The sequence below is a fragment of the Listeria sp. MAN/IMW/UF555 genome (assembly GCF_058684075.1).
The window spans coordinates 403,251-419,099 of the sequence record NZ_JBZWZS010000002.1; the positions used below are offsets into that span (position 1 = coordinate 403,251).

Sequence of the window (15,849 nt, forward strand, 5' to 3'; positions counted from 1 at the left end):
GTCGCTATCCTGTTAAGAATAGCGACTACAATTATTAATCATTTACTTTTTTTGATTTTCTTAGTAAGAAAAGTCCAAGTGCACTAGCGAATAATCCTGTAATGATTAGATTAGCTAGTGAATTATCTCCTGTTGAAGGGAGACTTTGTGCTTTTTTCACTGTAGCTGGTTTTGAAGGGCTTACTGATGGTTTTGCTGGTTTTGCTGGTTTTGTTGGTTTAGAAGGATTAATTGGTTTGGTAGGGTCGACAACGAGTGGTGATTTATTTTTATCATATACAAAGGTTACTTTTTGATCTGTTTCTTTGTATAGGCCAACTTTATTCGTAGGGTCTTTCGTTAGTTTATAACCCGCGATAGATTTCGCTTTAGTTATATATTTCTCCCCGACTAAACCTGTATGAATCTCTTGTTCTGCTAATACATTTCCTTTTGTATCAACAAATTCAGCTATTACCTTGCCGCTTACAACAGTTTTAATATTTGTTTTAGTTACTTGAAGCACTTGATTTTGATCAAAATCGATTTTCACATCGACTGGAACGGTATCTAATTCATAACCTTTTGGTGCTTTCATTTCAATTAATTGATAATCACCAGGGGCTAAATTAGTTATTTCCAGTTTACCAGAAGCATCTGTTGTTAGATTTTCTGTGACGTTATTATCTGCGTCTACTAATTTGAATGTTGCATCTGCAAGAGGGGCTTTTGTTTGCCCATCAGTTTTAGTTAACACAACTGATCCAGTAGACATTTTATTCGTTTTAGTCACTTGAACTGCATCTTTTTGGTTAAATTCAATGGTGAATTCAACTGGTGTTGCATCAAGTTCATAACCTGTTGGTGCTTTTGTTTCTACTAATTGGTAGTCGCCTGGTGCTAAGTTATCAATTTGCAACTGACCATTTGCTTCTGTCACTACTTTATCTTTCAAACTTACACCAAGTTTTGTTTGTAATTCAAACTCTGCCCCAGCTAAATTACTTTTTGATTTACTATCTAGTTTAGTAAGAACTACACTACCAGTTTTCGCAACATTTTCTTTCGTTACTTTGACTGCAGTCGCTTGGTTAAATTCGATAGTAAATGTAACTGGTGTAGCATCTAATTCGTAGCCCGTTGGTGCTTTTGTTTCTACAAACTTGTAATCGCCTGGTGCTAAATCAGCTACTTCTATCTCACCACTTGCATTCGTAGTAAGATTATCTTTTACTTTAGTTCCAGTAGCAGTTTGTAGTTCAAATTCCGCATCAGATAACGCAGCTTTTGTTGCGCTGTCTTGTTTTGTTAGAACTACGCTACCAGCTTTGGCTGTGTTTTCTTTTGTTACAACTGCTGCCTTGTCTTGGTTAAATTCAATGGTGAATTCGCTTGGGGTTGCATCTAATACATAGCCTGCCGCAGCTTTTTTTTCTACAAATTGATAATCCCCTGGTGCTAAATCGTTTACTTCGATTTTACCGTCAGCGTCTGTTACTAAGTTTTCCGATACTTTGGTTCCGTCTGCTTTTTGTAATTCAAATTCAGCTCCGGCTATCGTAGCTTTTGTTATGCTATCTTGTTTTGTTAGAACTACGCTACCAGTTTTGGCTGTGTTTTCTTTTGTTACAATTACAGCCACTTCTTGGTTAAATTCAACTGTGAATTTCGTTGGTGCCCCATCCAAAACGTAGCCCGTTGGCGCTTTTGTTTCTACAAATTGATAGTCTCCTGGTGCTAAGTCAGTTACTTCGATTTTACCGTCTGCATCTGTTACTAAGTTTTCCGATACTTTTGTTCCGTCTGCTGTTTGTAATTCGAATTCTGCGCCAGAAATAGCATCTTTTGTTACACTATCTTCTTTTAAAAGAACTGCGCTACCAGTTTGTTCTGTGTTTTCAATTGTAACGCTCGTCGCTACATCAGCAGTAATCGTGATTTCTTTACCATCTTTGTATTCATCACTAATTGTATATCCTGTTGGTGCTTCAGTTTCAACTAGTTTATATTTTCCTGATTGAAGGCCGTCCATCACGATTTTACCATCTGAATCAGTTGTAGCCTCTTGTCCTGCTTTATCACCTTCAAGCGTATAAAGCTGGAATTTAGCTCCTGCTAGTTTTTTCGTATTATCCTTTTTATCCACTTTGATAATTTCAAGTGAACCAATTGTCGCCGTCCCGCTACCACTACCAATAGTGAAGGCTGGAGAGATGCTTGTTGTTCTTGATTTATATGTCATTGGTAAACTACCGTAGTCAGGAGAAGCAGTTGTCGCTGTGTTACTAACAAGACCAGACATCAAGCTGATTGTACTATAGGTTACTTTAATTGGCGCAGTTGCTTTATAGTCTTTGAACTGGATAGTGAAATTATTGTCTGTGTATGTGATGTCATAATATTTTGAGTCAATATCTTCACCCGTCGTTTCATTGATTACTTTAAAGCTACTTTTTACTACTTGCGCTCCAGTCGTTCCTGTTTTCATTGTATCTGTAATTGTTGGATTGTTAATAGGACGATCTGCTGAGATATTGTTCAGTGTAACAACCCAGTTAACTTTATTATCAAAAGATGGATCAATAGTAGCTGTTTTTGTCATCGCATTAAAAAGTTTGCTTGCGTAAGCTTGGTAACTATAAGATTTTTCGCCTACTCCATTATCGCTCACCTTCGCAGTGTTTTGTACGTAGGAGTAGAAATACCAGTTTTCGTTTGGTTTGGTACTGTATTTAATAAATACTCGTGAATTCTCCAAGTTAGCAAATTCTAAATGTAATTTATTCCCAGTAGTATCGACTTTTGTTGGATAGTTTTTATCACCTGTTTTAGCTACTGTTCCAACAGAGTTAAGCGGGATGTATAAATTCATCATCTCACTTGTGGAAGCCACATTACGATATTGTAGTGAGCCTTCTACGTATGTTAATCCAGTTGGAATAGCATCATCAAAAATCAAGTTGTCATAGTTTTTCGCCATAGCATTTACAGATACGATCCAATCGATATTCCCCGTAGTGGAGTTGTATGATCCGTATTTACCACCATTTGTCATCATAGCTGGATCTGGCGTCATGGAAGCTTTTACATCATCAACATACTTGATAATTCCGCCATCGTAATAAGAAATGGATGCTTTATTATCAATCGTTTTTGTTACATCAGAAAGGTCAATTTCTGTGACGAAATCAACCACAATTTTTTTGTCTGTTGTAGCATAATCGCCGATAAGTTGGATATAAAAACCAGCTGGTGTCACATCTTTATCAATCGTATAATCTTTGCCTTCTGTTAATAAGACGCTATTGATATTATCTGTATAGGCCCGGACAGTGTAGCTCTTAAGGGCTTTTACACCAGTAGAAAATTCATCTGTGATATTAAGATTCCCCATCTTAATTCTGTCAGAGTTGGCAGTGATTTTCCATGTCATCGTGTTATTAAAATAGTCAATTGTTCCAGCTTCTTTTTTCAGTAAATCTGGTTGAATCGCGATCGTTGCGTCAGCGGAAACACCATTTTCATCTGTAATTTCATTTTTAATTTTACGATCACTAAAGTCCGTGATTTTCGTGGAATAAGTGATTTCATATGCGTTTGTGTTTGTGTCCTTATACGTTAAATTAAAATTTCCATTTGCCGAGATTGCTGAAGTGGTCCAGTCACTTGAAGCGTCACCTCCAACGATTGGCGACCCATTCGTTGCGTTAAAAGTTACTCGTTTAATTTTAAGTGAATCTGCTACATATTCGACGTCGTTATCTGCTAAAACATCGGTAAGCACTGTTGAAGGAGATATTTCGTCTTGATCAAAGTTAAAGTTAATTTTCCAATCAATACTTTGTGTTGAGCCGTTATAAGTAGCTTTTTTCTCGATATGCTTATAATTTGTCATCGTCAGGTAAACATAAGCGGAGTTGCTCGATAGTGTTCCTGAATCGCCTACTGTATAAGCTTGTGTAGACATATAAGAAAGTGAATCACTTGGTTTGTTGATTGTGCGGTCATATGTTACTTGGTAGCCTTTCCCAGCAAGCCCACCGTTTAACGTAACAGTTAGAGAAGTTGCGGAATAAGTTAGCGTATAATCTGTGCCTTCAACAAGTAATTTTTTCGTACCAATGAAGGTTCCCCCAGCACTAACATCACTCGAATATACTTTGATGCTATCTTTATCAATAGTTGTTGTTCCACCGGAAGCATAATCATTAAGTTTCAGCTCACCCTTAGCATCTTTTTCTTTGGTTAAGTTGAACTTGGCATCTACTTGACCTTTTGTCGGATTTACTACCCCTGGATTCGCCGTAATTCCTACAGTTGTTGGGTAGTTAACTACTGGTACAACTTCGATTTGATAAATAGTATCTTTCCCAGCTGTCTTGAAAACAACTTCTTGTATCGTTTCTTCTGTTGATGTAAATACTTTAAAGGCTGTACTGATATTCACATCATAATCGCCTTCTTGAATACCATCTTTTAAGAAAGTAATCGTAAGTTCACGCGTTGTAACGTCAAGCGTCCATTCTGCTTCTGTGGAAGGTAAGAAGTTCCCACTTAGGTTTTTATTCCCAAAGTTGAAAGCATCTGGTAAAACGGTTGTAAACGTATCCCCCGCTTTATAATTTTTTCCAGAGAATGCAAAATTCATGTTAAGCACAACACCGCTACCATTTTGAATTCGGTCTGATGTGTTAATTTCATCGCCATTACCATCTTTAAGCGTTACTTTGTTAAAAATATTTTCTGTAATAGCAGCTTTTTGATTTGCATTTTGTGTTGCTTTTTTAACCGGTGTTGGTGTTGCTGCTTCTTTCGTTGTTTCTTCTTGCTCTTTTGCTGAAACCGAAGTAATCACTTCTTCTTTTTCTGCTAAAGTTACACTATATTCCTTTTCATCTAGTGTGTAGCCTTTTGCTGCAGCTTTTTCTTTAACCAGATAATCACCAGGTAAAAGAGAATCCATTTTTGCCTCGCCATTTGCACTGATGGTTAAGTCTGTTGTTTCACTTGTTTCTTTATTCTTTATCTCAAACGTTGAACCATTGATTTTTTCTTTTGTATCTTTATCTTCTTTGATGATTTTTAATGTAGTGTTTGCCGTTTCATCGTCTGTCATTGTTGCAAGTACAGGTGAAACATTTTGGAATACTAGTAATCCAATAACCATTGCAATAACTAGTTTTTTCCATTGTCTGATATTTTTCACTGCGTTTTGTCCTCCTATAATCTATTTCTAACTGTTGTTAAATCCCTTATAGACTTGTTGAATTGTAACAAACAAATGCACCCAAGAATCACTTTTTGCGAAAATATAAAATAATATGTGTCTTTTTAGTGAACAAAACTAATCATAAACACATAAAAAACGTTTAAAACACTGGTGAAATCATTTTTTCTTCATAATCACAAAAGTGCTTGATAGCAATAGCATTCCAAGAATAAACCATAAATTAGTTTTCTTAGAATCTCCCGTTTGTGGTAGTTTTGCCGATTTTTCCACGTTGTCAGCCCCTTTATTAGAGGATATTGAAAACGTGCTGGCTTTTTCATACACATAAGTTACTCTTTGTGAGGTGTTCGAAAATTTCCCCGATGCATTTTTAGGTGTTTGATACAATTTATATCCCGAGATTTTTTTTGCTGAAGTTCGATAACTTGAATTTAATTTTCCAGTTAAAACAATCGAATCAGCTATTTTTTCACCATTTTTATCGACATAATCGACAATGATGTTTCCGGCTGTCACTTTTTGATAAACAAAAGTAACTGTCTGTGCTTTTTCGTTAAATGTTCCACTTACATTCGCGGGTGTTTTTACAAGGGTGTAGTTAGTAATTTTCTTCTGTTTTGCAGTGAATTTTTCTCCGTAAGCTCCTGTTAGTGTTTCTGGGCTGGCAATTTGTTTGTGGTTTTGATCAACATATTGCACCGTAACTGGCGCAACACTATCATCTAAAGCCACTCCTACTTGGGCCGGCTCAATTACTTGAGAATTATTTACAGCCACAGCAAAAGAATTCCATGCAGCTCGGTCTTCTTTTTTTGTTTGCTGATTTAAAAGTTCCTTATCTATTTGGTTTTTCTTTGGTGTTTTTAAATCAAATTGAATTTTCATGGAGTTCCCAGGAATCCACTCAATACCTTCTTTTAGCTCCATTTTAAAAGAGTGAATTTTAGACCAATCTTGTACTTCTGAAGCGGTTAACCAATCTGCTTCTGTTGCTTCTCGGTTATCAACTAGAGGTTCTGAACCAGTTGGATAAATCGTATGCTTATCGAGAACGCCCGCACGTTTAGGGTTTTTGGCAGTACTATAAGTTACTTCGACCTTATCCTTCCATTCATTTGGAATTGCTACTACTTTCGTTAGCTCCAAATTGAATTTACTACCGCGTTCGCTGTTATCTGTAATTCCTAAATCATTTTCACTTGGTAAAACATCCATTAATACCATGTTGGCTATTTTTTCGTCCGAATCATTTTCTAGTAATAATTGATACGATACGATGGAATTTGTTGTGGCATTTGCCAGGCCACTGTATCCTTTATCGAGATTACCCTTAGCTTTTTTACTAATTTTCAAATGATTACTCGTATTTAAAATGTAATGGTTTCCTGATGTGATTCTAGACTCTTCCGAATTCCCATTTTGATTAATGTCATTTGAGTCAATTTCCATTTTTGTATCAGAAGTTGTTGGAGTCCCAGTCACTTCCGGCACATTAAAATCTGTATCCTGCAAGAATCCAAACATTTCAACAGACATATTACTTGGAGTGTCTTTTGATACGCTCACATTAATTTTTGCAGTTAATTTTTCTGCTGGTAAAAGCGTCTTTTTGTCCCATTTAACTTTTAGTAATTGACGTCCTGAATTTTGGTAATTACTATTTAACACGCTAACATTAAAGCCTTGTTGATCCGTGTTTTTCATTTTTACGCCAGAAGGTAAAAGAACCATCGCTTCAAAAGGACCTGTTAATCGTGAAATAGAAGCTTTATTGCTTTCTAAATTAACTGAAACTGAATTATCGCCAACGTTAATCAAATTTCCATCGGTATCATCAAATGCCACCGATCCTTGGACAAATTTATTTTTCCCAATTGGTTGCGGTATAATTTGAGCCGTCCGGTCTCCAGCATATTTTTGCCAATTTTCCGGCCAAGGATTTGTATCATCGAAGTAATGGATATAACCTTGACTATCTGCGCCGTACATATTAATTTTCGTGGTATTTCTAACTTCTCCCACATAGCCTTCTTTGACTGTTGTAAAGAAAGATAAATCTGCGCTGTACATGCCAGCTGGTGCATATGTGAAATGAAGCCATACTTTACTCACATGTTTATCATCTGGAATTCCAAGATCTTTTCTTGAATACATTTTGCTCAGCTCTATATCTTCTTTTAACGTAGTCCAGTCATTATCACCATCATATTTTACGAGTAAATTATATTTAGGTGATTTTTTCAGCTGCGGCCAACCAGGATAATTAACATTTGGTTTAAAATAAAAATCGCCACTTCGGAAATAATCCAGATTTAAATTATCATCAATATTGTAGTAAACATCATAGTAGATGAAGTCATAGGAAGGTGAGTCATTCATTGCCGAATTTAGCATCAAACTAAAACCTAATTTCGCACTATCATATGCTTTTATATCTGGATTTCCAGTCACAGTAGCAATTCCCCAATTTTCATCGACTGGCCCTCTGTGTGCTGGAGCATAGACGCTTCCGATAGTTGGAGGAATTGTCGCTGGATCACTTGCAGAAACTGAAACTGATGCTTTTGAAGTATCCACAATGCTATCAGTTAAAGTAATAAAGTTCGTTGTTGCAACCGCTTTGTTTTCTACAGTCGCAAAATTCGGTATGCTTGTTTGGAAGAACGCTCTAATTTGGAAAGTCTTATTAAGTAAACTAGTTGCTTTTTCTTGTTCCAAATATGTAGGTGCTGCAATTTCCCAAGTTAGTTTTTGCCCTTCGATTTTTGTTGGCTCCGGTGTATCCCCTGCTACTCCCAAATAATCTAGCTTATCCGCTAACGTATATTCAATAATAATTTTCTTTCCTTCTTCAATAAAAAGGCTCCCTGTAGACTTTTTCGGTATATTTAAGTTGAAAGACCAAATCCCAATATCTCCTTGGCTTGGATTATTATTGATACTATTTTCCACTTTCGTAAATTCATTTGACAAAGCTGTTGTGGCTGTTGCATTCACGGTTGTTTCAGCTTGCTCCGTTACTTTTTCTGATAAATTATCCGCGCTAAATTCCCCTGTTACTTCTAATTTCGTTCCATTTGGCGTATAACCATTTTTCGTAGACAGCTTGAGAATGACTTTATCAACCACACCACTATTTAGTGTTTGGTATTTGTATACAAGCTGACGAGTTGTTTTGTTATAACTTGGTGCTACTCCGGCAATCTTAAGTTCACTTAATGATTGAGTGAATTCCCCATTTTTCGGTAAATTGATTACCAATTTAGCATTTTTATAACTTGTGTTTGGTCCAGTTATTTTTAAATAGATGTTATAGTTCACTGTCTGACCAGACTCAATCACGTCTTTTTGAGAATTAATACTAAAGTCCCCAGAATAATTCCCAGTTGGAAATGATTTTGTGCTTATTGGTTCATTTACTGTCGTTTCTTTCAAAGGCTCTGTTGTAGTTTCATTTGAAGTCGTTTCCTGCGTAACCTTTTCTTCCGTAGCTGCTTCCCCTACGTTCGTTTCAACCCCTTCTTTGTCTTCTGCCCAAACAGAAAATGGAAGAAGTGACACTATAAGCAAAGTACAAATTAATATAGTTACTAATTTTTTCAAACGATTCACATCCGCTCCTCCTTTGTTTACTTAACATTAATTATTTCATAGGAGGAAACCGTGAAATGTTCCCAAGATGCAAAAAAAGGGACAGTTTGTTACAAAAATGTGAACTATCTTACGTTTTTACTTATTTAAATAGTTATTATTAACAAAAACAACCAAAATCATTAAAAACTTTAACGATTTTGGTTGTTTTATTTATCTTATTCGAATCGATTCGCTTTCTACTAATCTAGCACCTTCTACTTCTTCACCAGATTTTAGTATTTCTGCAATTCGCTTTTTATCAATTTTAGGTTCTTGTAGTAAAAAGAACGGTTTTAGCAAAGCTTCATCCACTATTTCGACACTCGCTGGATTCTTCTGTATTTGAATCGTGAAAAGTGTACTATTTATTTTTCTAATTTCCATTCGTTCCATTTCTGTTTGTAAATAGTTTTTTAATTTCTGAACATTATTTTCTAATGCTTGTTTTCGTTTTAAAAGCCGTTTTGCTTCTTTTCCTGCCATTTCGGCATCTGCTGCTAATGATTTAATTATTTTAACGATATTTTCTGCTTTATCATGAAAACCATCTGTGAGCGCATCTAACGTATCTTCCACAGCCTCGGTTTTATTTTCTTCCAAAAGTTCTTGCACCCGTAAATAATTATTGGTTAATTGATATAATTTCATCGTTCGCACCCTTTCAAAAAATAAAAAAGCCCCAAAAATCATCCTATTTTGGCGCTTTTTCATTTTGCTACTAGTTTTCCTTGAATAACCATGCGTCCTTTTTCATAATCTTTTTCTGTATCGCAAGTAGAAAGTGTAATAATTCGGTCCTTGCCGCTTACTTTGACATCTGATTGATAAATAGATTGTTGCTTCACTTTTTGCAAATAATTGTCAAAGTCTTTTGGTTCTGGAAATTCCGTTTCAATATAATAGAAATCAGTCGTCGTTTCATATACAGCAAAAATTTCTACTTCATAATTCGCAAGGCCTGATTCATACGAAAATGTTGGATGTGCCGCCAAGAAATCTTTGTCCAAGTATTTTCGTAAATCCGCAAACATCGAGCCATCCTTCATATTATGCCCGTAAATAATCGTATTCTTGTCCAAAAACTCATTCGTATTCCGATAATCTTTAAAAATACTTCCCGCTCTTGCTTTTTCATTTTTGTAATTATGATGCAAATAATAGTCATTGTCCGTACTTTGCAAAATCGGATAATCAATTTCTGTATCAGCAATCGTTAGCCAACCAGCCATATCCTTGTTCAATTTTTGCAAAGCTTTAAGTTCATCTCTTACTTCGCCGTTCACATTAGTCGTAGTCACTTCTTTCGTGTAGACTGCCTTCGCATCATCTAAAATTGTACGGTTATGGTTATTTTCATAAAGTTCTGCACCGATTTTCCAACCAGAAAAAAGAAACACAGCTAATACAACTAAAGTCAGGATTTTCCCCAAAAACGACTTCATTTTCACGTTCTAAAACTCCTTTCGCTTCTGAGGAACAATGTATTTCCCTGTTTTCACGTCACAAAGCACCTCTGCAACAACTCCATACGTTTCTGCTATTAACTCTGTTGTTAGTAAAGTCTCAGGATTCCCTTTCGCTACCACTTCTCCGTTTTTCATAACAACTAATTGATCGCTATACGTAAGCGCTTGGTTCAAATCATGTAAAATCATTACAATAGTCAATTTCTCCTCTTGATTTAAACGCTTTACCAACTCTAAAATTTCCAGCTGAAAGTACATATCAAGAAATGTCGTCGGCTCATCCAAAAGCAAAATAGGCGTATCTTGCGCTAACGCAGTCGCAATGAAAACACGTTGTCGTTCCCCACCAGACAAACTATCAACAAATTTCTCTGCTTTTTCACTTAGCTCCGTTTGCTTCAAAGCTTTTTCTACAGCTAAGTCATCCGCTTTTGTTCGTGTCATTCGCCAATTTTTATAAGGTAGCCGTCCAAAATAAAGCAATTCTTTGACCGTTAATTCACTCGGAAGAATATTATTTTGATGAACAATTGCTACATTTTGCGCAAATTCTTTCGCTTTCCATTCAAAAATCGATTTTCCTTCTAATAAAACTTTGCCAGAATTAGGAGAAAGAAGTCTAGCCAAAATTTCTAACAAAGTAGATTTCCCACTACCATTTGGCCCAACAATCGTATTGATTTTATTTTTTTGGATAGTAAATGAGACATTTTTCAAAATCGCATCTGTTCCATTATAACTAAAACTAACGTCCCTTACTTCCATAAAAATCACCCTTTCGCATTAAAAAGATTAAGAATGGACCGCCGATAATATGCATAATCACTGAAGCTGGAATTTCCATTTGTTGAAATAACGTTCTGCCAAGTGTATCAGCAAATAATAGCAATAAAGCGCCAAATAAAATCGAAAATGGAACTAAAATTTGATAATTTCCACCAACTAATTTTCTAGCAATATGAGGTACGAGTAAACCTACAAACGCTATAACACCGACGACTGCTGTTGTAATTGAAGCAAGTAGGACAGCAATCAGCGCAAGCCATATCCTCGTTTTATTAACTGGAACGCCAAAACCTCTAGCCATTTTATTCTCAAGACCTAATACATTACACCATTTAGCAAGTACCAGCGCGCAAATAAGCCCAATCGTTACATAGATTACCAATGTCTCAACATCAGACCATTTTTTCATTGCAAGGCTAGCTGCACTGCTCGCAGATTGGCTAGAAACAAGGGCTACTTGAGATGATAACGCATCACTCAACCCCGTAAAAACCGCGTTAATTGCAATACCTATGATAATGAAGCGAAGTGGATTAAAATCAGAACGATAACTAAATAAAAAGACTAAAAAACAAGCAAGAGCCCCACCAATAAAAGAAAAAAGTGGCAACCAAAAATACAATTCCGGTAAAAATAAAATGATAACAAAACTAAAAAACTTCGCCCCCGCTGAAATACCAATCACACCAGCATCAGCAAGCGGATTTCTCATCACAGCTTGAAGCAACAAGCCAGAAACCGAAAGCGCCGCCCCAGCGAGCAGGGCAATAATAATCCGCGGAAAACGCAAATCAATTACAACATCCACCATCTCATTTCCACCACTAAAAAGGCCTCTTAAAAAAGTCGGAATAGACATCTGCAAACTTCCCGCCTGAACAGCCCATAAAATTGTCCCAAAGAGCAAAACAACAACTGCACCAAAATAACTTTTTTGTTTAATTGTCATAAAGCATCTTTTCCATTTCGCGCAGTGCTTCTGGAGCGTTTAAACTAGCCGTCATTCCAAATAAATTTTCATCCAAGTCATATACACGATTATTTTTCACAGCATCAAAATGTTTCCAAATATCATTTGTTTTAAATTCCTCATCGAACATTTTTACTACTTCTGCGGGCATACCATGTGCAGCTCGTAAAATAATATCTGGATTAGCGCTTTGTAAGTATTCTGTATTAGAAGCCAAGTATTCTACCTTTTGGTTCGTAATCACATTTTCACCACCAGCAAGTTTAACCAAGTCACCAATATAAGCATGTTCAGTTACAACCAAATAACTTCCCGGAACGCCCATAAGTATTAGTACAGTTGGCTTTTTCTTTTTAGCTACATTCGCCTTCACCTTGTCAATCTCACTTGTTAAATCGTTATTTAGTTTACTCGCTTCCTTGGTGCGATCAAATTCTGTACCAAGTTTCTTAATTTCAGCCTGCATAGAATCAATACTTGTAAAATCTAAAAAGTCCGCGTTTAAATTAGCACCCTCAAAACCCGCTTTTAAGTCGGCTTCTAGCGTTTTTGTGGAAAGAACCATATCTGGCTTTAACATCCGAATAACTTCTAAATCTGGCCCCATAGGCGACCCTGTTTCCTTTACATCAGCATACCGTTCCGGAAGTTTTTTAGAACTAGTTGGAATTCCAACAAGCGGCAAGTCCAGTTTATCCATAATTTCCGTAATTGCTACAGTAGTCGCGACAATTTTGGGATTATTCTCCGGTTTTTGTTCGGACTTTTGAACCGCTTCTTCATTCCCGCAACCAACTAAAAAAAGTAATAACACCAATAATAGGACAGCTATTTTTTTCATCACTTATTCCCCCATTTATAAAATAAAATCGGTAAAGCGAGTTAAGCAAAGGATAACCCCAACCTAACTCGCTTTTACCAGTTTTATTAACTCAATCTTTTACGTTTTAATCGATATGCTAAATAAAGGAAGGAAGCCCCAAATAATGTAATGTACCATGCCATACTCGATGAATCACTAGTTTTCGCATTTTTTTCAGCTTTGTTATTTGTTGTCGCTGTTTTTTGAACTGAATTTGTATCATCAAAATCTGGTTTTGCTAATTTTGGTCCAGCATTATTATTGTTCGCTAAATTGCTAGTATTCAGGTCATCATTTTTCACAGGTTCTTGTAACGTTACATCCTTCCCTGTAATATCTTTGATTGATGCAGGATCTAATTTAACTTGAACAGTATATTCATGGTCATAAGAGAAGCCTGGCATATTTTCAATTAATACATGTGTTTTTACATCCGTATTAGCCGTACCATCTTTCACAGGATATTTTACAGTTCTGGTATTTTTGTTAATATCACCAGAAACAACTTCCATATCCTTCCAAACGCCATTTTGTTTATACTGGAAAGTCTTAATCCAACTACTATTTGTTAAAGTTAAATAAACATATGGTTGATTATTTTCTACTTTGATTAAAGCTGGTTTCATCACGTAACTTTCCATCATGGAAGTTTCGTTTGTTCCGTCTTTAAAAACATCAAAATCTATCGAATACGTATGATTGTTTAGTAAATTTTCAGGGTCAACTACTACTGGTTTGCTTGGTGTCGTAGGCGGTGTTGTCACTGGAGGATTAGTAGTTCCTGGATCTGGATCTGGTTTTGTTACTGGTGGATTTGTTTCACCTGGATCTACTGGAGTTGTTACATCACTACCCGGGTAAGAACTCGCCGCTTGTGCTTTCGTTGTATCAAAAACATATCGGAAATCAGCTTGCCCTTTATATACAGAACCATTGAATGGTGCTTCATAATTTACATGAGCCGCAAGTGGTTGATTTAAGTCCTCCACTTCAAATTCAACAATTCGTGTGTTAGCGTCTTTATCTTCTGAAACCACTTTTACATCTTGCAAAGCTCCAGAAATTTGTGTTTTTAAAGCTGTTACTGTTTTATTATCATTAACTGTCATTGCAACAGTTTTCTTACCATTTTTCACTTTCAACCATGCAGGATTATCAAAATAATTTTGCATACTTGAATTACTGTCATCATTTGCTTTTTTCGCTACAAACGGAATCGTATAAATTCCATCTGCCAGAGTTACCGGTGTAGTAACAGCCGGTTCAGAAATAACTTTGAACGTACTCGGATCAATTGTTAAGTCCACTTGATACCAATGATCATAACTAATTGCATCTACTTTAATGTGCATATAAGAATAAATAATATCATCTAAAGAACTAAGCTTGAATTTCTCTACACGCGTATTATTCGCTGCGTCCGTACTAACAGTTTGAACATCTTGGTAGCTATCTTGATAAACTTCTGCTTGTGCTGGTTTTGCAGGACGAGTTCCATCTTTTGAAACCGCCATTGTTTGCCAATAGTTACTGTTTGTAATAGTTAAGTACATATATGGTTGACCATTTTCAACTTTAATTGTAGCAGTATGGTCAATATATTTATCCGCTTCTGAAGATTCTTTCGTTGTCTTACCAGTGTTATCTTTATAAAAATTCACTTGAACCTGATACTCCCCGCCATCTTTTAAACGAGAATCAGCCGCACTGGCAAATCCAGGTATCAATTGAAAAATAAGTGTCAAAGTTAAAAATGCTACTAAACCTTTTTTCCATAATTTCTTCATAATAATCCCCCTTTATTTAAAAATCGCACGTCTTTTAAGTAAAACTAACCCTGTCCCCGCTGCCACAAAAATAATTCCATATAAAAACATTTTGCTAGAATCACTAGACTTTGGATTTGCTACTTTATTATTTGAATCACTTGCAGTTGCTGGCGTTGTTGTACCATTATTATCTGAAGATTTCACAGCTGCACCCGATGATTTAACTGCACCTTCATCAAAACGTAACTGGATTTGATATTCATGATGATAATTTAACCCGTCATCATCAATATCCACTTTAATTTTTGCATTAACAGGACTACTCAAAGTTGATACTGGGAATGACACTTTTCTAGTATCACTCGCTGTGTTTTTTGAAGTTACACTAACCGCATTTCCCTCAACCCACAGACCAGTAATCCACTTACTATGATTTACTTGCAAACTAACAGTAGATTTCCCTCCATTTACTGTCACTGTTGCAGGCTTGTCAAAATAGTCATTCGCCATTGATACTGAATCACTATCCCCTTGAAGCACTGTATAATCAACCGAATAAGTTCCGTCTTTAAGAGCAGCTTGTGCCGTTACACCAGCTGAAAGAAAAGAAAAACTAAACAAAACTACAAAAGCAACTAAGGCTAATACTTTTTTCACTCTTAACTCTCCCTTCTTTATTAAAAAACATCTATTTATAAAAAACCCCCACAGACATTTGTGGAGTAAAAGATTATGTAAAATTCATACGTCAACTATCATTTTAATTGATAATGATTATCATTGTCAACCACATTTTATTTTTCAACAGCCTTCACAACAAAAAAATCCATGGACGGCAACGTTTGTCCACGGATTAATAAATATTTACTGTTCTACTCATTCTCACTTATCTTGAGAAAATGTTCATATAACAATTCACCTTTTAAAGTTATTGTATATCTTTTTTCTGTAATATTGTTGTTTCTCGTTAAATATCCATTTTCTTCCAACCAGTACAGTGTAAGTAATACTTCATTCTTTGTATAATTGCGAAGATCCCCAAAATCAATCACTTCAAGCGACATATCATTAATTTTTGTATCTACACTTCTAGCAAAAAGAAGGACTTCTCGTAACAACTTTTCATCTTCAAATTCCATTTTTAATCCTCCTTT

General features: G+C 35.9%; 10 protein-coding genes. All 10 read right to left on the minus strand.

Going from position 1 to position 15,849, the window contains the following annotated elements; translation table 11 throughout:
* Nucleotides 1-34 precede the first annotated feature (34 nt).
* Nucleotides 35-5,185 carry a SpaA isopeptide-forming pilin-related protein gene (locus AC4PG8_RS09145; RefSeq protein WP_492170274.1) on the minus strand — a complete coding sequence of 1,717 codons (5,151 nt, stop codon included), beginning with the start codon at nucleotides 5,183-5,185 and terminating at the stop codon, nucleotides 35-37.
* Between the two features lie 180 nt (nucleotides 5,186-5,365).
* Nucleotides 5,366-8,821 (minus strand): MucBP domain-containing protein, encoded by a 3,456-nt coding sequence (locus tag AC4PG8_RS09150; RefSeq protein ID WP_492170275.1) that lies wholly within the window; start codon nucleotides 8,819-8,821, stop codon nucleotides 5,366-5,368.
* A 192-nt stretch (nucleotides 8,822-9,013) separates the two neighbouring features.
* Nucleotides 9,014-9,490: a siphovirus Gp157 family protein gene (locus tag AC4PG8_RS09155; protein WP_492170276.1), complete on the minus strand. Its 477-nt coding sequence runs from the start codon at nucleotides 9,488-9,490 to the stop codon at nucleotides 9,014-9,016.
* A 59-nt stretch (nucleotides 9,491-9,549) separates the two neighbouring features.
* On the minus strand, nucleotides 9,550-10,290 hold the full coding sequence (gene srtB / locus AC4PG8_RS09160; RefSeq protein ID WP_492170277.1) for a class B sortase: 741 nt from the start codon (nucleotides 10,288-10,290) through the stop codon (nucleotides 9,550-9,552).
* A gap of 3 nt (nucleotides 10,291-10,293) precedes the next feature.
* On the minus strand, nucleotides 10,294-11,073 hold the full coding sequence (locus AC4PG8_RS09165) for an ABC transporter ATP-binding protein (RefSeq protein WP_492170278.1): 780 nt from the start codon (nucleotides 11,071-11,073) through the stop codon (nucleotides 10,294-10,296).
* Nucleotides 11,054-12,043 carry a FecCD family ABC transporter permease gene (locus AC4PG8_RS09170; RefSeq protein WP_492170279.1) on the minus strand — a complete coding sequence of 330 codons (990 nt, stop codon included), beginning with the start codon at nucleotides 12,041-12,043 and terminating at the stop codon, nucleotides 11,054-11,056. The genes AC4PG8_RS09165 and AC4PG8_RS09170 overlap by 20 nt, the downstream gene beginning before the upstream one ends.
* On the minus strand, nucleotides 12,033-12,905 hold the full coding sequence (gene isdE / locus AC4PG8_RS09175) for a heme ABC transporter substrate-binding protein IsdE (protein ID WP_185510610.1): 873 nt from the start codon (nucleotides 12,903-12,905) through the stop codon (nucleotides 12,033-12,035). Before isdE ends, AC4PG8_RS09170 begins: the two co-directional genes overlap by 11 nt.
* Nucleotides 12,906-12,991: 86 nt before the next feature.
* Nucleotides 12,992-14,713, minus strand: coding sequence for an NEAT domain-containing protein (locus tag AC4PG8_RS09180; protein WP_492170280.1), 1,722 nt, complete (start codon nucleotides 14,711-14,713; stop codon nucleotides 12,992-12,994).
* Nucleotides 14,714-14,725: 12 nt separating this feature from the next.
* A complete protein-coding gene (gene isdC, locus AC4PG8_RS09185; RefSeq protein WP_160464422.1) occupies nucleotides 14,726-15,352 on the minus strand; it encodes a heme uptake protein IsdC in 627 nt (208 codons plus the stop codon).
* Nucleotides 15,353-15,567: 215 nt separating this feature from the next.
* Complete coding sequence (locus AC4PG8_RS09190) at nucleotides 15,568-15,834, minus strand: DUF3116 family protein (RefSeq protein WP_010991114.1); 267 nt, start codon at nucleotides 15,832-15,834, stop codon at nucleotides 15,568-15,570.
* Nucleotides 15,835-15,849: the final 15 nt, after the last annotated feature.